We start from the raw sequence: 19,449 nt of genomic DNA on the forward strand, positions 1-19,449 counted from the left end.
TCAACAATTTGAGGAAATTTTCAGGAAAATGGGACTTTTTGTTATGTTTCCGTGATTATTTCGGGCTAAAACGAGTCCTTGCCGGCTCGGAATTTCACCGGGACAAAGTGGTGCCCCGGTCTGAGGGCGGATTGGCAGGTTACTACCCTGGTATGAGGTTTAGAGGGCGCGAGCGGGGCCGCAGTTGCTTATGCTTACTGAGCAAAGAAAATCACTGAGCTTACGCTAAAACATTTCGACAGGAGGGAATCTATTGTCGTTCGTAGGAAGATCCTGGCGTTACGTCGCCCGGAAACGAATCAAAACCATCATCATTTTCGCTATATTCCTGGCGATGTCTACGGTGCTGATGTCCGCTAACGCGGTGTCCCGCGCTACTGACGCCACCGCGGCGGAAATCGACGCGAAAACCGGGCAGGGCTTCGTGCTGGGGAACAATACCCAGTTCAACACCGGCACCCCGCGAGGTGCGGGGAACGTGAAGCCCGCGGACATCAAAAAGATTGCCGGGCTGGACGGGGTAGAAAACTACGTCGCCCGCCAGAACGTCACCGCGGACCTGGTGGAGGCCAAAGCCCAAAAACTTGACCGTCAAGACTATGACGAAACGAAAGAAGCCCAGTTCGGCAACGCCGTGAACGTGTGGGGAGTCAACGACACCAAGATGGACAATAACTTCCGCTCCGGGGCGTTAAAGCTGGTGGCGGGTCGCCACCTGACCGCCCAGGACAAAAATAAATCCATCATCAACGAGGACTTGGCGAAAGCCAATCACCTGACTATCGGCAGCAAACTGAAACTCAAGGGCAACCCTTATGACGCCGATAACCAAAACCATTCGACTAATGAAGTCACCACCGAAATCGTCGGACTCGTATCCGGGTCGAACGCGGACCGGGCGGTATCGCGCAACGAGCTGTTCTCTAACACCGTGTTCACCGACTTGGACACGACCCGGACGCTATACAACGTCACGCCCGCGACCGAAATCTATCAAGACGCGAACTTCTTTGTGAAAAAGGGCGCCAACTTTGACGACGTGGTGAAAGCCGCCGCTGCCAAAGACATCGACTGGCGCAGCTACCAGCTGAGCCGCTCGACCCAGTACCTTTCCGGCATCACCGGCGCGATTGACGGGGTTCGCAGCGTCATGAACACCACCACGATTGCGACCTTTGTGCTGGCCGGAGCCATTTTGGCGCTGGTGTTGTGCCTGTGGCTCAACGAACGCAAGAAAGAGACAGGAACCCTGCTGTCAATGGGGGTGACGAAAGCGAGCATTATGGCGCAGTACGGCCTGGAGCTGATCTTTACCGCCGTCCCCGCTTTCGTCCTGTCTTACTTCGGGGCGGGAATGCTGGCGCAGGGCATGGGCACTTCCGTGCTGTCCTCGGTCAATCACCAAGCCGCCCAAGAAATGGCGAAAGCCGGCCAGTTTGGGGCGGATATGGAATCTTCGGCGTCAATGAAGACCTTAGAGAAACTCACTGTTGACCTGAGCCTGGCCTCTGCTACTCAGGTTGCGGTCATGGTGCTGGTGCTGATTGCGATAGTCGTGGTCATCGCCTCCGTGCCGATGTTGCGCAAGAGCCCGCGCGCCCTGTTGGTGGATAACAAATGAACGGGGTGTGGTCACGATCTTGGCGTTCGGTCGTCCGTCGACCGCGGCGCAGCCTGCTGATGGTGGCGATTATCACCTTGGTGTTTACCGCCTTGGTGGCCCAGTCCGGGGTGAAGTCCACCATGTTGAGTGTGCGTGATGCCATTAGTTCCAACGTTTTGGCGGGGTTCACCGCCACCAGCCAAACCGGTCAGCTCCCCGACCAGACCCGCAAACAACTCGCGGACCTGCCGGGGGTGAAACGCCACGCTTTTGAGGGCGAGGCGGCGGCGAAACCGGAGAACGCGACACTGGTCAGTGCCGCCGGGGGGATTCAGTTGGATCCCGAGTTCGGCGGGGATTTGCTGGGAATCAAAGGCACCAGCGATTCGTCGCTGAACCCGGAGTTCTTGGGGAAAATCTATACCCTGGAACAGGGCTCTCACATCGGTAAACCTGGTGTCGAGGCGATGATTCACCGCGACTTTGCGCGGAAAAATTCCCTGCACCTGGGCGACACCCTGGAACTGCGCCACGAAAACACCGTGGTGCGGCTAAAAATCGGGGGAATTTATTCCGGGAAAGCCGAAAACCCTACCGGCATGCCCTCGGGGAACTCGGAAAACCAGGTGTTCACAAACCTTGACGCCCTGCAAAAGCTCGGCGGTCAGGTCAGCACGGCCCGGTACTTCACCGAACGGGCCGACCAGCTGCCGAAAGTCCTGAAAGCGGCCCAGGCCACGGCCCCGAAGCTGAGTCTGGAAAACAACTCGGCGCAGTTCGCCGATGTCCTCCAAGCCATTTCCGGGGTCGACCAGATGCTGGGAATGCTGCTGTGGGGATTTTGCCTAGCCGGAGCCTTGGTTTTGGCGCTGGTCGCGACATTCTGGGTGCGCTCGCGACTGCCCGAGATTGGTATCTTGCTGTCCCTGGGCAAGACGAAACTGGAAGTCGGGCTGCAGTTCCTCCTGGAGGCGGTCATGTTCGGGGCCATCGGTGCCGTGCTGGCAGTCATTCTGGGACGGCTGCTGTCAAACAGTTTGGGTCAGCTGGTGCTGGCCAAAGCCGGAAATGAGACGTTAGCGGCGCTAACACCCGCCAACGGAATCGCGGGGAATGCGATGTCCCTGGGACTGGGTTTCCTGGTCATCATCATCGCGCTGGGGCTGGCGCTGTTCCCCATCATGCGTCAAACCCCGAAAACTATTCTTTCCAAGCTGAGTTAAGGAGAAAAAATGAGCATTTTACAGTTGGATCAAATCGATTACACCTACAAAGGGGCGGGGGCGAAAGTCCTGGATAACGTCAACTATGAGTTCGAGAAGGGCAAGTTCTATGCCATTCTGGGAGCCTCCGGGGCCGGCAAATCCACGATGTTGAGTTTGCTGGCCGGACTCGACGCCCCGACCGCGGGCACGGTCCGTTTCGACGGCGAGGACATCGCGAAAAAGGGCTATTCCTACCATCGCAAGCACCAGATTTCCCTGGTGTTCCAAAACTACAACCTCATCGACTACCTGACCCCGCTAGAGAACCTGCGCCTGGTCAACTCGAAAGCCAGCACGGAGATGTTGGAAAAGCTGGGGTTGGACGCGAAAGAGGCGAAACGCAACGTCCTGCTGCTTTCCGGCGGTCAGCAACAGCGGGTCGCCATCGGGCGCGCCCTGGTGTCACAAGCGCCAGTCATTTTGGCTGATGAACCGACCGGCAACCTGGACGAGACGACCGCCGCGGGAGTGACCGAGATTCTGCAGAAGGCCGCTCACGAGGAAGGTAAGTGCGTCATCGTGGTGACTCACTCGAAAGAGCTGGCCCGCAACGCCGACGTGACCCTGCGGCTGCAGCGGCGCAAACTGGTGGAGCTGTAAAAAGTTCTTGCCTCCGGTGAGTGACTCGCCGGAGGCAAAACTATATTTAGAAACTGATGACGCCAAACGTTTTCAACACGCTGGTGATAAAGATGGCCACCAACAGAATGGGAGCGATGTATTTAATCATCACGCTCCACAACTGGGCGCCTTTGAACTCACCAGACAGACGCACCTCGTCAATGAGGACTTTGGGCTGGCGTATCCAGCCAAAGAACAGGCACATCAGCAATCCGCCCAGAGGCATCATCACCGAGCTGGTCAGGAAGTCCAGGAGGTCCAGAATGGTCGAACCGGCCCCGAGCGGCTGGATGAACGACAGGGAGCTGTAGCCCAAGGTCACGATGATTCCCGTGACGCTCAGCACGATGACGGTGACCAACAGCGCCTGGCGCCGTTTCCATTCCAAGGTGTCTTGCAAGATGGACACGCAGGCCTCCACCAGGGAAATCATGCTGGTCAGGGCCGCGAACATGACCAGCAGGAAAAACACGAAACCGATGACGGTGGCGATGCCACCAAACTTTTCAAACACCTTGGGAATGACCAAGAACATCAGGGACGGCCCCGAATTCTTGGCCACCTCGTCAGCGGAACCCAAGGTCGCGAACGTGGCGGGGATAATCATCAGCCCCGCCAACAGGCTGATTCCCAGCGTGGTAGCGGTCGTTTGGAAAGCCGAGGACGTAATCGAGACGTCCTTTTTCATGTAGGACCCGTAAGTGACCATCGTCGCCGCGGCCAGCGACAGACCAAAGAACGTCTGACCCAGGGCGGCGATGAGCAACTCTAGTGAAAACTTGGAAAAATCGGGGACCACAAAGTATTTCAGCCCCTCCAGCGCGCCGGGCTGGGTCAAAGTAAAGATACCAATCAACAGCGAAACCAGGATCAACGCCGGCATCATAATCAGGTTGGCTCGTTCCACCCCGCCGTTGACCCCCAGAGCCACGATGATGAACGTAATGGCTCCGAACAGCAACATGAACGCCACGGACTGGGGAGCGTCAGAGATGAACGCCCCGAAGTTTTCGCCCCCGTCAGCCAGCTCTTTCGTCATGCCGGCGGCGTAGGCGAACATATAGCGGGTCACCCAGCCGCCGACCACGCCGTAAAACGAGGCGATGACGAAAGGAACCGCGGCGATAAACAAGCCGATGAACCGATACTTTTTGCCGAAAGACGTGAACGCCACGATGATGGATTCACCCGTTTTCCGCCCTAGTGAAATTTCCAAAACCAGCAGCGATACGCCCAGGGTCAGCATAAAGATAAAGAACACGAAGATAAACGTGCCCCCGCCGTAGTGCGCCGCCAGGTACGGGAAACGCCAGATCGTGCCCAGTCCGACCGCCGAACCGGCTGCCGCGAGGACGAAACCTAGTTTTCCTGACCACGAAGCTCTTTGCTCGGGGACCACACTGACATCAACCAAAATAATCTTCCTTTTTGTTCTCTCGGTTTTCGGAGGGGACAGTCGGCGCCGTTTCGGGTCACGAAACCGGCCCGGAGCTATCTCCGCAGAAAATCTTACATTCCAAACCCGCAAAGACCGTATTTTGGGTTTGGTCGGGGTGTGGTGGGGATTTGCTCGAAGGGCGATGGGGGGTTTGGCCGGGAGGCGGCACTATGGTCGCGGCGCCACTGGGCGCACCAGCCCGGTGGGTGGCGTGTCACGTATTGATACGCCAACTTGCAGGGAATATGCCCGATTTGTAGGATAATCGAAAAATTGTTATCTGAAAGTTAGGTAAATCAATGCAGCGCGTAGCAATTAACGGTTATGGAAATTTGGGACGCGGCGTCGAAAAGGCTCTGAGGCTCGCTCCGGACCTGGAGCTGGCGGTGGTGTTTACCCGCCGCGATCCCCAGTCGGTGAAAACCCTCGGCGCGCCGGTGGCCAGTGTGGATGAGATGCCCGATTACGTCGATGACATCGACGTTTGCATCAACTGCGGCGGTTCAGCCACGGACTTGATGGAACAGGGAGTCGCGACCAGCCAGTGGTTTCACACTGTGGATTCCTTTGACACCCACGCGCGCATTCCCGAATATTTTTCTCGCGTCGAGGCGGCGGCCCAGGCCGCGGGACATTGCGCCATCATCAGCTGCGGCTGGGATCCGGGGCTGTTTTCCATGTTGCGCGTGCTGGGGGATGCCGTTTTGCCACAAGGGCGCACCACTACGTTTTGGGGACGTGGGGTGTCACAAGGGCACTCCGACGCGATTCGCCGTCTAGATGGGGTAGTGGACGCTCGCCAATACACCGTTCCGGTTCCCGATACCGTGGCGGCGGTGCAGGCGGGGCGTGACGGGGAACTCAGCGCTCGCCAGATGCACACCCGCGAATGTTTTGTGGTGGCCGCGCCCGGGGCGGATACCGCCCGGATTGAAGCGGAAATCAAAGCCATGCCTAACTATTTCGCGGACTATGACACGACCGTGACTTTCATCACCGCGGCGGAAATGGCGCAAAATCACAGCGGAATGCCCCATGCCGGCCAGGTTATTCGCACCGGCGCGACCTCGCCGCAGGTGCGCCAGTCCCTGACGTTCAACCTGGAACTTGATTCCAACCCTGAGTTCACCGGCTCCGTGCTGGTGGCGGCGGCGCGGGCGTGCGCCCGGAAAGCCGCGCGGGGCGAAACCGGGGCGTTCACCATGCTGGACGTGACCCTCAGCGAGTTGTCCCCGCGTGACCCCGAGCAGTTGCGCCGCGAGATGCTGTAGGGGAAGTGTGCGGCGCCGACCCGCCCTTGTGCAGTGTGGTCGAGGCAAAAAACGTGGTACTTTTGTGACCGGTGTGAAACGAGTGAATTTGAAGCGGAAAAAACCGCGGAAAATTCGCGAATTGTTTGCTAACTCGCTGACAAATGCGCTAAATTTGCGTAGTCTCTAATGGAGGATTTCACCAAAGTGAAATCGACGATCTATCCGAAAGGAATCACATGTCTGTGAATCGTACTGAACTTGTTGCTGAGATTGCTAAGAAGGCCGGCCTGTCCAAGACCGAAGCTGACGGTGCTCTGTCCGCCTTCCAGGAAATCCTGATTGACTCCCTTAAGAAGGGCGAAACTGTCAAGGTCACCGGTCTGATGAACGTGGAGCGCGTGTCTCGTGCTGCCCGCACCGGCCGCAACCCCCGCACCGGCGAAGAAATCAAGATCCCCGCTGGCTACGGCGTTAAGATTTCTGCTGGCTCCACCCTTAAGAAGGCTGTGTCCAACAAGTAATCGAATCATTTCGTACGAAGCGGCCGCCCCAGTGGCGGCCGGCTTTGTTTTTAGCGCGATGACTCGGGCCGGTCCGCTCCCCGCAACAGCTCAGGCTTGCCAGGGCGGTTACAATGGTCGTATGAGCGAAACAACTGCGGGCCAACCCCTGACTCAAGGCGGCACGGCGGTGCTGGAACGCACCGAAACCGAGCTGAAACGCAACCCCGGCGACAACGAACGTTACGCCCACTACGTGCGCAAAGACAGGATTACCGCCTCAGCGGTGACCGGGCAGGCCGTCATCGCCCTGTGCGGTAAAGTCTGGGTGCCGATGCGTGACCCCAAGAATTTCCCGATTTGCCCGGCGTGCAAAGAAATCATGAAGTCCATGAACGGGGACCACAACGGCCAACCCGGCTGGCCTTTCTTTGGCGGCTCTGACAGTTAGAGATCCACGTATTCCGTGGGGATAGCCACTTCGCCCTCGCTCAGGCGCCACGCCTGATAAGGCAGCTCGTTACGGCTTTCGATGTGGCGCTGCTGGGCGCGCTGCAGGGCCTCGGGGCCCATCCAAGTTTTGTCGATAGTCCCGCCGACCACGAAGTCCTGTTGCAGCGGGCGGGCCTCGCGGCTCGCGAAGTATTCCGTGGCGGCCTCTCGGTTCGGGGCCGTCACCAGCAGTTCGGCCGTGGCGGTGTGATCCTCGATGGCGCGTCCCGCCCACTTCAGTCCGCCCCGAGTCGATTTTTCAACCGAGCGTTTCGCCACCGGTTCCAAGTTTCCGTTCGCGTCCTCGCGGGCGACCAGCTTGTAAACCAGGGAGGCGGTCGGAATCCCCGAACCGGTCACCAGTCGCGTGCCCACCCCGTAGGAATCAACCGGCGCCGCCCCCAAACCGGCAATAGCGTATTCGTCCAGGTCGTTGGTCACCGTAATCTTGGTGGAAGTTGCCCCCAAGTCGTCCAGCTGCTGGCGGACCTTGAAAGCGCCTGCCACCAGGTCGCCCGAATCCAAACGGACCGCGCCCAGTTCCCCGCCGGCGGCTCGGGCAATCCGCACCGCTTTTTCAACCGCTGCGGACACGTCGTAGGTGTCTACCAGCAGCGTTGTGCCCGGCCCCATCGACTCAATCTGAGCGGTGAAAGCGGCTTCTTCGTCCTCGAACAGCAGGGTAAAGGCGTGGGCGGCGGTGCCGATAGCGCGAATCCCGTAACGCTTGCCGGCCTCCAAAACAGAAGTACCTTGAAAACCACCGATTTGCGCGGCACGAGCCGCGGAAACAGCTGCCCGCTCATGCACCCGGCGCGCCCCCATATCCATACAGGGCCGGCCGTGAGCGGCGATGGTCATCCGGGACGCTGCTGACGCGACCGCGCAGTCGAAGTTCAAAATCGACAGCAGGTAGGTTTCCAACAGGCAAGCTTCGGCAAAAGTCCCGCGCACCGTCAAGATCGGTGAATTCACCATGAAAACTTCGCCCTCGGGATAGCCGAAAATGTCGCCGGAAAACTCGTAATTCTCCAGGAACTTGATTGTATTCGGCCCGACGATTTTGTGATCCAACAGGTACTTCAGCTGGGAGTCGTCGAAACGAAATCGCTTCAGCCCCTCCAAAATCCGCGCGACTCCGGCCATCACCAGGAATCGCCGGGAGGCGGGAAACCGCCGGGTGAAAATCTCGAACACGCATTGGCGCTGCCCCATCCCGTGTTCCAAAGCGGAGTCAACCATGGTCAGCTCGTACATATCGGTCAGCAAGGAAGTCGTTTCGCGCGTATTCATAGGTATAACTATAGTCGCGCCCGCCGGCTTTTCCGTTTTCGCTCGAAGGCTCCCCGTCCCTCAGCGCGTTTGCCTGCCGCACGAGCGGGGTTCAGCCAGATCTGGTTCATCTCGGCGCGGCGAGAGCCGGTAACATAAAGCTATGAGCAACGCTTCTCGTAAAAACGTAGTTCCCCGCGTGTCTAATGCGCACAAGCTCGGCAGCGGCCGGGTGACTAGGGTCGTTGTCGCCCTCCTGGTGGTGCTGCTCCTGGCCGGTCTGGTCGGTTTGCTGGTGCTCTGAGACCAGCCCCGGCTTTCTGCTTTGGGGCGCGGTAATCCTGCGCGCCTGGGGGAAAACCTTTAACCTTAAAACGTGAGTATTGTCGAACCCGGTACCGAGTATGCTCCGTCCCCGGTCGCCCAGCTGGACCGGGTACTTCCCGGCCAGTGGAACACGGTGGTGTGGAACGACGCCGTGAACCTGATGAGCTATGTGACGTGGGTGTTTAAGACCTATTTCGGGTACTCTCACGAGCGCGCTGAGCGGCTGATGAAAGAAGTTCACTTTAACGGTCGGGCGGTAGTTAGCGCCGGAACTCGTGAACAGATGGAGGCCGACGTGTTGGCGATGAGCGAATACGGACTGTGGGCGACGCTCGAACAGGAAGCCGATTGAGGGGAGCCGGAAACGATGCATGCATTTGCAGCGCTGAGCGCGCCTTCAGAAGGGTGGTTCAGCAGGGTTGAGCCGCATGAGGCGGTCTTGCTGGCGGGTATTTTCGAGGAACTGGCTGATGCCATGGAGGCCGAAGAAAAACGCGATGTCCTGGACATGATGGGGGTGGACCTCGATCCGAACTCCCCGAAAGAACACACCCTCATGTTTGAGAAGCTGTTGGGGGTGGACACGGTTTCTTCCATCACTGCCCGCCGTGAGATGCACAGCGGGGGCGAGGACTCGGAGGCGGAAACCGACCCTGAACAGCCCCGCGAACACACTTCTGAATCCGTCCAGCGGGGAAATACCGGCTTTGAACCGAACTCCCGGGGTATGACCGACGACCAAACCTTGGCGGCGCTGGATTTTGACCCCCTGGGGCCGCGTCCGTGCCCGGCGAACCCTTTCATCGCGGCTATCTTGCGACCGATGAGCCAAGACCCGGAAGAGGCGGCGGAACTGCGCGCCTTGACCACCCCGGACTTGGCGGCAAAGAAGGCCGCCTCGATGCGAGTCGTCGCCGAAAGTCTGCGGTGGGCCGCGAACGGCAACGGTGCCGTGGTGGTGAAACCGCAGACGTTGAAAGTGTGGGTTACCGCCATCAACGATGCGCGACTGGCGCTGGGGTGGTCCTTGGATATCGATAACGACACCAGGGCCGAAGAGGTCGAGATGATGGCTGAGTCCGACCCGGAGGCCGGGGTTTACACGGCTTACGAAATCACCATCGCCAGCATCTATAATGCTTTGTCATGGTGGCTAGAAACGCTGATGCTAGCTGTGGATGGCTGAAACGTAAAGGATTTGAGAGTGAATAACGCACCCATTGGGATTTTTGATTCCGGGCTGGGCGGACTGACCGTGGCTCGTTCCATCATCGACCAGTTGCCCGGAGAATCGGTGATTTATATCGGGGACACCGCCAACAGCCCCTACGGCACCAAACCTGTCGAGAAAGTCAAGGAACTGTCCTTGAACGTAATGGACAAACTGGTGGAGCGCGGAGTAAAGATGCTGGTCATCGCCTGTAACACGGCGTCGGCGACGGCGGTGTTTGCGGCGCGTTCAAAGTATGACGCCCTGGGGATTCCCGTCCTGGAGGTTATTTCGCCCGCCGTGCATCGCGCCGTGTCCGCCACGCGAAACGGACACATTGGCGTCATCGCCACCCACACCACTATTGAAACCGAAACTTATCAGCGCGCCCTGCACGCTTACCAGCAGGTCCAGGTCAGCGCGAAAGCTTGCCCGGCATTCGTGGACTTTGTGGAACGCGGTATCACCTCGGGGCCAGAACTGTTGGCCGTGGCGCGGGAATACCTGGAACCGGTGCGTGCCGACGGGGTGGACACCCTGGTGTTGGGCTGCACCCACTATCCGCTGCTCTCCGGTGTCATCAGCTACGTTATGGGTCCGGAGGTGACCCTGGTTTCCTCGGCGGAAGAAACCGCACACGACGTCTATCGTCAGCTGTTGGACAAGGACTGGTTGCACGCTGAGGACGGCGCGGGCACGCCGAACCCCCGCTACCAGTTCCTGGCAACGGGGGACACGCAAACCTTCACGCGGCTGGCTCGCAGGTTCTTGGGACCGGAGGTCACTGCGGTTGAGCGCGTGTGAGAATGAGATTACTGACCCTTAGGCGTAAACGTCGAGGCCGCCTTGCGGGTTCATGACCTTTAGCGCCGCGGCTGCCGTGGCAGCTTTCGTCGCGGTGGCTGTCTGAGCGGCGACCGCGTTTACCATCAGGGCTTTCATCGTTTCTGCGTCCATAATCGGCGCAGCACCTGAAATCGGGTTCATGGCTCCATCCTTTCCTTAGTAACTCGGATTAACCGTCACAGCATGACATCGAGGTGTGAATTCGATGACTTGTAGGTGTGGGGCAAATCCGCGTGGGTCGGTTGCGAGGGGCCAACAACGGGCTTGAACTCGGCAACATTGCCGTTCAACGCACCGTGAGTGCCAGTAGCCGCGGCCTCGGTTTTCGAGGTGTTCGAGATGGGCTCCGGCTTGTCTGCTTTCGCGCTCGGCTCCGGGGCAGGACGCGTGAAAGCCTGATTAGTCAATGCGGGGTTTAGAGCCCCGATTACATCAGTCGAAAGCATAATTTCCTCCTGAAACTCTGGCGAAGTTTAAACAACTTCGCGAGGGCAATCCTTTGCCCTCACTATTTATTGTGCCATCTCGCCCTGCCAAAGACCAGACTTCGGGGGAAAATCAAAGGAAAATTCGTTATCCTTACAGGCGATTTACAGACTTTGTCAGGACAATTGGGGTGCTTTTCGTTGCTGACTTTCGTGCCTGGCGCCCATTCGAGCGGCGCTGTTACCGGGTGAGCCGGGTGCGAATCCCCAGTATGGCTTCGAGCTGCGGAGCTATCTGAATGAAAGCTTTGGCGCGGTGCGAAATCGCGTTCTTGGCGTCATTGCTGAGTTCACCATTGGTGACCTTTTGACCGTCCGCGATAAAAATCGGGTCGTATCCGAAACCGTTGTTGCCTTTCGGCTTGCGCACCAAGCGTCCGCCCATAACCCCGTTTCCCAGGTATGTTCCACCTCCCGGGACCAGCAGCACCGCGGCACAGATGAAAGCCGCCGTGCGGTAGGAATCGTCCATGTCCTGCAGCTGGTTCAACAAAAGTTCCAGGTTGGCTCGGTCATCCCCGTGATGTCCGCACCACCGAGCCGAGAAAATTCCGGGGGCACCGCCCAAGATGTCTACGCTCAAACCGGAATCGTCAGCCAGAATCGGCACGTCCACCAAATTGGCCAGGGCGCGCGCCTTAATCAGGGCGTTAGCGGAAAACGAGGTACCGTCCTCGCGAGGCTCAGGAGCCCCCAACGTGCCCGCGGCGACAATCCCTCCCGGGCGCAGGCTCGGCACCAAGGGACGCAAAATCTCTTCAACTTCCTGAATCTTGTGGGCATTGCCCGTCGCCATCACCACCTGCGCCTCCGGCGGCAGTTCCAGTTTCTGAGCGTCCTTATCACGCAAATCCGGTACAGAAGTCAAAATACTCACGCAATTACTCCATCTTTTAGTGTCAACACCGCTCCGGGCGCACTGTCTACCGCCGCACGCTGCAGCCGAGTCAAATCGCGACACCCGGCCTGAGCCAGGTCCAGCAAAGCGTCCAGCTCGGCGCGGCTAAACGGCGCGCCTTCCGCGGTTCCCTGCACCTCCACCAGACTTCCTGAGCCGGTCATCACCACGTTCATGTCGGTTTCGGCACGAGAATCTTCCTCGTAGGGCAGATCCAGGCGGGGAGTGGAATCGATGATGCCCACCGAAATGGCGCAAACCGAGTCGCGCGTCGGATTGCCAGGAATAAAACCGCTGTCCTTACCCACGGCGATGGCGCGCTGTAGCGCAATCCAAGCCCCGGTAATCGAGGCGGTGCGAGTGCCCCCATCGGCCTGCAAAACGTCGCAGTCTATCGCAATCGTGTTTTCACCCAGCGCGGCGTAATCCACTGAGGCGCGCAGCGCCCGTCCAATGAGCCGGGAAATCTCTGAGGTGCGCCCGCTGATTTTCCCCTTCACGGACTCGCGGGTATTGCGGGTATCGGTTGCGCGGGGCAACATGGCGTACTCAGCCGTGACCCAGCCCAAGCCGGAGTCCTTGCGCCACCGGGGAACCCCCTCAGTCAGGCTGGCCGAACACAGCACCCGGGTGTTCCCGCAAGACACCAACACGCAGCCTTCTGGGGCGCTGACCCAATCCATATGTAAAGTCACTTCGCGGAGCTGGTCCGCCCGACGGCCGTCCGCTCGCTCAATCTTTTCTGTCATATTCTCAGTCTATTATTTCTGGGTCGGGAGGGCGCATTGGGGCAGGTCAGAGGTCTTTCCGTCGCGAATCTTTTGCACTGTGTCCAGCGCCTCGGAAAACGTCGCGATTTTCGCGACCCGCAACCCTTTCGGGATGTTGCCCACAACTTCGTTGCAGTTTTCTGCCGGGGCCAGGAAGAACTTGGCTCCGTCAGCTTTCGCCCCCGCCATCTTTTGCTCAATTCCGCTGATTGGGCCGACCTTGCCGGCCAGGTCAATAGTCCCGGTCCCGGCAATGACCGATTTTCCGGTCAGGTGTTCGGGGGTGAGTTGCTCCACTATCCCCAGGGCGAACATGGTGCCCGCAGAGGGACCGCCCACGTCTTTAAGGTGAAAAGTGATGTCGAGAGGGACGTCCACGTCAGAAGCCAAATAGATGCTGAGCTGCGAGCCTTTCCCGGTTTTGCCTTTCGCTAACTGGGCCGGAGCAGTTTTCATACTCACCGTCTGGGCTTCGCCGTTGCGGATGATACCGAGTTCAACAGTGTCGCCGCCCGGCACCCCCTTCAAGAATTTGCGCAAGTCCTCAACAGTGTGGATGCGCACCGGGGTTTGCCCGGGTCGGGCAATGGTTTGCACCACGTCTTTCTTACGCAAAATTCCGGCTGCGGGCGAGCCTTTGGCAATCTCGGCGACAGACCAGGTGATATTGACGTCATAACCCAAGGTTTCTAATGCCACCGCCTCAGCGGAGAGCTGGGATTGGTCCATCTGTTGTACGCCGAGTTTCTTAATGTCTTTGCTGGAGACATTGCGAGGATAGACCATGTCCTCGGGCAAGATGGTGGTATTTGGGCTAAACGCCGCCACAATCAGGTCCCAACCGCTGACCATTGAGCCAGGTCCGCCCAGGGAAGACACCGTAGTCATGCGCAGCTGCCCGTTGTTGTCCGGATAGGTTTTCGCGCCTTTCACTTCGATGAGGGGGGTTTGCTTAGAGTCCTTACCCAGCACGTCAAAGGTCGGTCCCGGATAGTTGATGACCACGGGATAGGAATAGATGAACAGGAAATACACCCCCAGGACGATGAGGGCAAAGCTCAGGACCCAACGGCTCAAAGACCATCGGGAGCGGGTACGAGTGGGTGCGTCAGAAGGGGATTCTGGCGGTGTATCAGTTCCAGATTCGGGTGTCAGCGAAACTTCGGGTACAGGCGTATCCGTTCCCTTATCCAGCGCATCGGTGTTCATCACGGTTACTATAGTCTCATGGATGAAAGTGAGATGCCTGACTGGGCTGAAATGCTGCGCCAGGTCTTTGGCGAGGAAAAAGCCCGCGAGATGGAGGAAAAGCTCCGTTCCGGCACCCCGTTCTCGGCGTTTTCCGGCGGGGAAGGGGTTTTTGCTTTCCCGCTGCAGTCCCTGCTGTCCAGTTCCGATGAGCCGGTGAACTGGGACTTGGCCCGCATGACTGCCTTGGGGCGTCTGGGTGGGGCAACTCGGGTGGTCACTGCCGCGGATGCCGACCGGGTGCGTCAAGTTTTGTCTGAAGCGAACTTGCGCCTCGACCCGGTCACCTCGCTCACCCCGCCGCCCGCAAGCTATACCGCCCTGTCCGCGGCGAAGTGGCTGGACGCCTCGTCTGAAGTCTGGAAAATCTTGGTTACCCCGGTGGCTGCCAAAACCTCTGAGTCAATGAAACAGGCGCTGTCTGAGCATATAGCGGACGGCGACCTGCATGTCGAGATTTCTTCCGGTCCGCCCGAACTGCAAAATCTGATGGGGTTGTTTTCCAAGGACGGCGACCCGGCGTCGCTGAACCTGGATTCCTTGCTGGGGGTTTTGAGTTCCAACCTGTTCGGGCTGCAGTTTGGCCAAGCTTGGGGGACCTTGGCGGCCGAGAGTTTCGGCTCGACCGACATCGGACTGCCGATTGGAGAGGCGAACCAAGCGGCGATAGTGCTGGAAAACGTGGAAAAGTTCGCTGCCGACATCAGCCTGGATGTCGAGCCGGTGTTGACTTTCCTGGCGACTCGCGAGGCCGCCTACGTGCGGCTTTATCACGCCGTGCCGTGGCTGCGGATGCACGTCACCAAAGCGATTGAGGACTACGCCAGGGACATCAGCTTCGATTTGCAGGCGATGGAGTCGGCCCTGCAGGGCCTGAACCCGATGGATCAAGACGCCCTGCACAAACTCATCGCGCAAGGCGTGCTGACTCCCAGCCAGACCAATAACCAAACCGCCGCGAAACAAAGCCTGGAAACCCTGCTGGCGATTATGGAAGGCTGGGTCGACATGGTGACTACGCGCTGCCTGGCAGGGACGTTACCCCAGATGGGAGCCTTGCGAGAGATGATGAATCGGCGCCGCGCCACCGGAGGTCCGGCCGAAAAAGCGTTCGCCGCCCTCATCGGCTTGGAACTTAGACCCAAACGGTTGCGCGAAGCTAGCGCCTTGTGGTCCAAACTGGTGGCCAAGCTCGGGGAAGCCGGAGCGGAAGGTTTGTGGGACCACCCGGACCTGCTGCCGGAGGAAAGCGACTTCGACGCCCCCGACGAGTTCGTGGCCCGCCTGGCCGGAGAAGGTCCGAAAGACCAGCTGGAGGCCGATTTGGAGGCCATGCTGCAAGGGACTTTGGGATACGCCAAAGGACTGGAGCCCGGTATCGACTCGGAGGGGGACGCGGAAGTGTCACAAGACCGTCCCGACACCGATTCGCCCGAGGGTTTCGGGCACGGGAAGGACCCGGACAGCCCGGAGCATCCCGCTCCTGAAGCCTAGTCAGGCGGCTGCCACCGCGCGCGCCCGCTTCGCAAACGCCGGTTCTGGGGGAACGTCGAGATTGACCGGAAGATAGCTGCAGTCACATTCCGGGTGAGACTCAAAGTGCCTGGTCGTGACCGTTCCATCCACCGAGATACGCGTGACATCACCGGGGTGCAGGGCGCGGCAATCCAGAAACGCCAAGGCTTGCGTCGTAGCCAGCGCCGCCCCCGCTCCTGCCAATGCCGTTTCCACCCGCGGAAACGCCGCCCAGTGCAGGTTCGCGGCGCGTTCTGCCAGGTGCGCCACTTCTGTGGCCTGGTGCAGGGCGATACAGGACGTGCACGGCGTCAGACCGGGCACGACCAGCGGCCCGACCTCGACAAAATCATGACCCGCCACCACCGCCAGGAACGGCTGAGTGGACTGCATCGCTTTTTGTGCCGCTACCGGGTCAGGAATACCCCAGCTGAACAGCACCGCCAAGTCCACCGAGCTTCGCCGGGTCGTCACCGCGGCATGTCGCAGACGCTGTTCCACCAGGTCTTTCATGGTGTGTCGCGGGTCAAGAGTGGTTTCCAAGTCCGGTTCGGTACTGCGGGTGGTGGCGGGGACTTGAATCTTGCCGATACCGGCGGCGCCCAGTTCCACGGCCAGCAGTTGTGCCATGCGGTCGGCGCGATTGAGAGAAACGCACTGTTCCTGGCGATGTAGGTAGGCACGGCGCATCTTGGCGCCCCCCACTCGTGACCAAAACCCATCGTCGGGCCCGCCGTACAGACGGGGACTGCGCAGCTGCAGCAACTCGGCATCAACCAAGGTCCGCAGGATTTCCGAGACCCTGGTCAGAGGAATGCGGCAGGCTTTGGCAAAGTCGGACAAATCCGGGCGGGTACAGCCCGCCACCAGGCGTTGCAGCAGCTGGAAATCCTTTTCGGAACACTGCGGAAAACAAAACATGGTTTCCAGACCGGCGCACAGCTCGACTGAACCATCAGGCAGTCTAACTAAGTGAATACCCTCATTTAGTTTCATAAACTCTCACCTCTATTCAAAGCATCTCAAAAGATATATAATAAACTCAAATAGCAATCCGGCACTTGTGGATAACTTCGTATCCGCGCTGGACAGACCCTCGGTTTCGTGCCTTGTCGTCCTGCGTGGGAAACTTGGGGGAGCAATGAAACGCGGAATCGAGAGGAGGTAAACGTGAACACCAAACCCCACGCTGCACCGTCCGGCGCGGAACTCAGCGCTGCGCAACTGCTCGATGAACTGGACGAACAGCAGCGCGAAGTCGCCCAGCACCAGCACGGGGCGCTGTGTGTGCTGGCGGGGGCGGGCACCGGGAAAACTCGGGCGATTACCTATCGCATCGCCTACGGCGTGCGCAGCGGACAGGTCAATCCGGAAAACGTGTTGGCGTTGACGTTTACCCAAAAAGCCGCGGCAGAGATGAAAACCCGGCTGGAAGGCTTGGGAGTGGGACAGATCGAGGCGCGCACCTTTCACTCCGCGGCGCTGGCGCAGGTCAGGTACTTTTGGCCGCAGGTTATGGGGGGAACTATGCCCGACCTGACCGGGCTGAAAGCGACCCTGGTAACGGCGGCGGGGACACGCCTGGGAATGGACCTCGGAAAAGTGCAGGTGCGGGCGTTGGCCGGGGAAATCGAGTGGGCAAAAGTCTCGCTGGTGGACCCGTCGCACTACGCTGCGGCGGCACGGGCGGCAGGACGCGAAGCCGTAGCCGATGTGAGTACCGAGCGGGTCGCGCAGCTGCTGGACGCCTATGAGGACGTGAAAATAGAGGCCGGACAGCTGGATTTTGAAGATATTTTGCTGCTGTGCGCGGGCATGATGGATGAGCGCGAGGACGTGGCGCGGGCGATTCGCAACCAGTACCGCTACTTCGTGGTGGACGAATATCAGGACGTTTCGCCGCTGCAAAACTACCTGTTGATGAGCTGGCTGGGCCGCCGTCGCGACCTGGCGGTAGTGGGGGACGCGGCGCAAACCATCTACTCTTTTGCCGGCGCCAGCCCGGAATATTTGACCGAGTTCACCCAAACTTATCCCGAAGCGAAAGTCGTGGAACTGATTCGGGACTATCGCTCCACCCCTCAGATTGTGAACTTGGCGAATCAGGTGTTGGCCCAGGCAAAAGGGGCGGACGGCAAGCCCCTGGGCGGTACCGTCCGTCTGGTGTCCCAACGCGAAACCGGCCCGGCGGTGTCTTGGTTCGCGGCGCCGGACGACGAAACCGAGGCCAAGGAAATCGCCCGCCGCATTCAAGGCCTGCTGACGGAGGGCCTGAAACCCAGCCAGATTGCGGTGCTGTTCCGCACCAACGCCCAAGCCGCGCTGTTCGGGGTGGCGTTGGGGGCGAAACGAATTCCTTTCGTAATCAAGGACCGGGTCACGAACCTAGCGGGAGCAACCGCGGAGGGCGGGACAGGCACGGAGGATGACGAACCTGGCGGCGTGACGTTAGCTTCCCTGCACTCGGCAAAGGGACTCGAGTGGGAAGTCGTATTTCTGGCGGGAGCCAGCGAAGGGTGGCTGCCTATTAGCTTGGCAAAAACCGCCACGGCCATCGAGGAAGAACGCCGTTTGTGCTACGTCGGGGTGACGCGGGCGCGCAGCCGGCTCATCGTGTCTTTTGCCAAAGCCCGTCGCGACGGAGCCGCCCAAGAGCGCGAGGCGTGCCGTTTCTTGGCACCGTTTTGGCCCCGGCGCAGTGCCACGTTGCGGCGTTCCAGCAGGCACTAAACCGGGTCTGGCCAGCGTTAGTGCAGGTCAAGAGGCGGGATGGGGCTCGCCGTTGATGCCGTTGGTGATGAGTTGCAACAAATCCGCGACCAAGGCCGGGCCCTGTTCGATATGCTCCGGGTCGGTGTCGAAGTGCGGGTGAACAATCGACCAGGCTTCGGTGCGGGTGGCGGCCACGACAAAACGGGCTCGTTCCTGACCGGCAGTCTTTTTCTCCAGGAAAGCCTTACGTTCCTGGGGGTCAGCGGGAGCCTCAGCCATGTCCGCGGCGGTCAGCATGGCGTCCGTTTCATAGAGCACCGCCACGCCTTCGATTTCGTCGCTCCACACCACGCGTCCCAGCTGGGCTAAGAAATCCAAACCATCATCGGGCAACTGGAAAGGTAGCGCCGTCAACGATTCCGGGTATGATTCGGCGGTGTGGCGCATCTCGGCGACCAGCTCATCCGGGGCCCGGCCCGTCAACATTTCGGCGGCCTCCCCGGTCTTGTGCAGAGTAAAGAGTTGACCGGTTTGCAGCTGGGGCAGCGGCTCGGCGTGGGCGTCAATCTCCCACACCACCCGCACTATCGCAGGAATCTCCGCCGGGACGGGAACCTGTTCAGATGCCGACGGCTCAGGCTCGTCCCCAGCAGGGTTCGGGCGGGCGTTCCCATCGGGGGTAAAGGACATGCCCATTACGGTTCCGGCGGGAAAATTCGTCAAAGGGTTGCTCGGTTCACTCATGATTTCCATTATCCCATCGAAAGTTGAAACTTCGGGGAACTGGCTAGGCGAGCGGAGAGTGGAGACGAAAAAAATTCCCGAATGGAAGAACACCGGGGTTTTGTGGAAAGATGGCACTTGAGTAACCGATTCGAAACTGAGGTGTTAAGTGAGTACAGGGCATCCCTCCAACGGTTCGTTCTTTGGCAATATTTTCGCCGGTCCTCCGGGGGGTGCCTCGCGCGGTCCGGGCGGAATGCAGCCGCCCCGT

At 59.5% G+C, this 19,449-nt stretch carries 21 protein-coding genes; 12 read left to right on the forward strand and 9 right to left on the reverse strand.

Annotation, left to right across the window (positions count from 1 at the left end; genetic code table 11):
- The first annotated feature begins 253 nt into the window (after nt 1-253).
- From RDL66_RS02015 to RDL66_RS02025, 3 genes are read left to right on the forward strand one after another with little or no spacing between them, the layout of a single operon-like run.
- Nucleotides 254-1,621, forward strand: a complete 1,368-nt coding sequence (locus RDL66_RS02015) for an ABC transporter permease (protein WP_308534840.1) — start codon at nt 254-256, stop codon at nt 1,619-1,621.
- Nucleotides 1,618-2,826 carry an FtsX-like permease family protein gene (locus RDL66_RS02020; protein WP_308534842.1) on the forward strand — a complete coding sequence of 403 codons (1,209 nt, stop codon included), beginning with the start codon at nt 1,618-1,620 and terminating at the stop codon, nt 2,824-2,826. The genes RDL66_RS02015 and RDL66_RS02020 overlap by 4 nt, the downstream gene beginning before the upstream one ends.
- 9 nt (nt 2,827-2,835) lie before the next feature.
- The gene (locus tag RDL66_RS02025) at nt 2,836-3,468 is read left to right on the forward strand and encodes an ABC transporter ATP-binding protein (protein ID WP_297587655.1); all 633 of its coding nucleotides are present in this window, start codon (nt 2,836-2,838) and stop codon (nt 3,466-3,468) included.
- A 46-nt stretch (nt 3,469-3,514) separates the two neighbouring features.
- On the opposite strand, the gene RDL66_RS02030 is transcribed toward RDL66_RS02025, so the two are convergent.
- The gene (locus RDL66_RS02030; protein WP_308534843.1) at nt 3,515-4,903 is read right to left on the reverse strand and encodes a sodium-dependent transporter; all 1,389 of its coding nucleotides are present in this window, start codon (nt 4,901-4,903) and stop codon (nt 3,515-3,517) included.
- A 323-nt stretch (nt 4,904-5,226) separates the two neighbouring features.
- Here RDL66_RS02030 and RDL66_RS02035 point away from each other — a divergent pair, with 323 nt between their 5' ends.
- From RDL66_RS02035 to RDL66_RS02045, 3 genes are all read left to right on the forward strand, one after another.
- Nucleotides 5,227-6,198: a diaminopimelate dehydrogenase gene (locus RDL66_RS02035; protein ID WP_308534844.1), complete on the forward strand. Its 972-nt coding sequence runs from the start codon at nt 5,227-5,229 to the stop codon at nt 6,196-6,198.
- A gap of 218 nt (nt 6,199-6,416) precedes the next feature.
- Complete coding sequence (locus RDL66_RS02040) at nt 6,417-6,701, forward strand: HU family DNA-binding protein (protein ID WP_004008105.1); 285 nt, start codon at nt 6,417-6,419, stop codon at nt 6,699-6,701.
- A gap of 121 nt (nt 6,702-6,822) precedes the next feature.
- Complete coding sequence (locus tag RDL66_RS02045; protein WP_282921877.1) at nt 6,823-7,131, forward strand: DUF3039 domain-containing protein; 309 nt, start codon at nt 6,823-6,825, stop codon at nt 7,129-7,131.
- On the opposite strand, the gene RDL66_RS02050 is transcribed toward RDL66_RS02045, so the two are convergent.
- Complete coding sequence (locus RDL66_RS02050) at nt 7,128-8,465, reverse strand: nicotinate phosphoribosyltransferase (protein WP_308534848.1); 1,338 nt, start codon at nt 8,463-8,465, stop codon at nt 7,128-7,130. The two genes, RDL66_RS02045 and RDL66_RS02050, sit on opposite strands and share 4 nt — an antisense overlap.
- 142 nt (nt 8,466-8,607) lie before the next feature.
- Here RDL66_RS02050 and RDL66_RS02055 point away from each other — a divergent pair, with 142 nt between their 5' ends.
- The 4 genes from RDL66_RS02055 to murI all read left to right on the forward strand — a co-directional run bounded on the left by RDL66_RS02055 (nt 8,608) and on the right by murI (nt 10,785).
- Nucleotides 8,608-8,748 (forward strand): hypothetical protein, encoded by a 141-nt coding sequence (locus tag RDL66_RS02055; protein ID WP_297721924.1) that lies wholly within the window; start codon nt 8,608-8,610, stop codon nt 8,746-8,748.
- A 72-nt stretch (nt 8,749-8,820) separates the two neighbouring features.
- Nucleotides 8,821-9,123, forward strand: coding sequence for an ATP-dependent Clp protease adapter ClpS (gene clpS, locus RDL66_RS02060; protein WP_299296608.1), 303 nt, complete (start codon nt 8,821-8,823; stop codon nt 9,121-9,123).
- Nucleotides 9,124-9,138: 15 nt separating this feature from the next.
- Entirely contained in the window at nt 9,139-9,957 is an 819-nt protein-coding gene (locus tag RDL66_RS02065) for a DUF2017 family protein (RefSeq protein WP_308534852.1), read from the forward strand.
- Nucleotides 9,958-9,975: 18 nt separating this feature from the next.
- Nucleotides 9,976-10,785 carry a glutamate racemase gene (gene murI / locus RDL66_RS02070; protein ID WP_308534853.1) on the forward strand — a complete coding sequence of 270 codons (810 nt, stop codon included), beginning with the start codon at nt 9,976-9,978 and terminating at the stop codon, nt 10,783-10,785.
- A gap of 18 nt (nt 10,786-10,803) precedes the next feature.
- On the opposite strand, the gene RDL66_RS02075 is transcribed toward murI, so the two are convergent.
- The 5 genes from RDL66_RS02075 to RDL66_RS02095 form a co-directional block, all read right to left on the reverse strand.
- A complete protein-coding gene (locus RDL66_RS02075) occupies nt 10,804-10,968 on the reverse strand; it encodes a hypothetical protein (protein WP_299296614.1) in 165 nt (54 codons plus the stop codon).
- A gap of 35 nt (nt 10,969-11,003) precedes the next feature.
- Nucleotides 11,004-11,273, reverse strand: coding sequence for a hypothetical protein (locus RDL66_RS02080; RefSeq protein WP_297721913.1), 270 nt, complete (start codon nt 11,271-11,273; stop codon nt 11,004-11,006).
- Between the two features lie 220 nt (nt 11,274-11,493).
- Complete coding sequence (gene rdgB / locus RDL66_RS02085) at nt 11,494-12,189, reverse strand: RdgB/HAM1 family non-canonical purine NTP pyrophosphatase (protein WP_308534855.1); 696 nt, start codon at nt 12,187-12,189, stop codon at nt 11,494-11,496.
- Nucleotides 12,186-12,959 carry a ribonuclease PH gene (gene rph, locus RDL66_RS02090; protein ID WP_308534856.1) on the reverse strand — a complete coding sequence of 258 codons (774 nt, stop codon included), beginning with the start codon at nt 12,957-12,959 and terminating at the stop codon, nt 12,186-12,188. Before rph ends, rdgB begins: the two co-directional genes overlap by 4 nt.
- 12 nt (nt 12,960-12,971) lie before the next feature.
- Nucleotides 12,972-14,189, reverse strand: a complete 1,218-nt coding sequence (locus RDL66_RS02095; RefSeq protein WP_308534857.1) for a S16 family serine protease — start codon at nt 14,187-14,189, stop codon at nt 12,972-12,974.
- An 18-nt stretch (nt 14,190-14,207) separates the two neighbouring features.
- Between RDL66_RS02095 and RDL66_RS02100 the strand changes: the two genes are divergently transcribed.
- Nucleotides 14,208-15,722, forward strand: a complete 1,515-nt coding sequence (locus RDL66_RS02100; RefSeq protein ID WP_308534859.1) for a zinc-dependent metalloprotease — start codon at nt 14,208-14,210, stop codon at nt 15,720-15,722.
- Here the strand turns inward: RDL66_RS02100 and RDL66_RS02105 are convergent, their stop codons facing one another.
- Nucleotides 15,723-16,739, reverse strand: coding sequence for a hypothetical protein (locus tag RDL66_RS02105; RefSeq protein ID WP_308534861.1), 1,017 nt, complete (start codon nt 16,737-16,739; stop codon nt 15,723-15,725).
- A gap of 174 nt (nt 16,740-16,913) precedes the next feature.
- Here RDL66_RS02105 and RDL66_RS02110 point away from each other — a divergent pair, with 174 nt between their 5' ends.
- Nucleotides 16,914-18,473, forward strand: coding sequence for an ATP-dependent helicase (locus tag RDL66_RS02110; protein WP_308534862.1), 1,560 nt, complete (start codon nt 16,914-16,916; stop codon nt 18,471-18,473).
- Nucleotides 18,474-18,500: 27 nt separating this feature from the next.
- On the opposite strand, the gene RDL66_RS02115 is transcribed toward RDL66_RS02110, so the two are convergent.
- Complete coding sequence (locus RDL66_RS02115; RefSeq protein WP_308534864.1) at nt 18,501-19,199, reverse strand: hypothetical protein; 699 nt, start codon at nt 19,197-19,199, stop codon at nt 18,501-18,503.
- Between the last annotated feature and the right edge of the window lie 250 nt (nt 19,200-19,449).

This window comes from uncultured Mobiluncus sp., assembly GCF_902488535.1.
In the GTDB taxonomy this organism is placed as follows: Bacteria; Actinomycetota; Actinomycetes; order Actinomycetales; family Actinomycetaceae; genus Mobiluncus.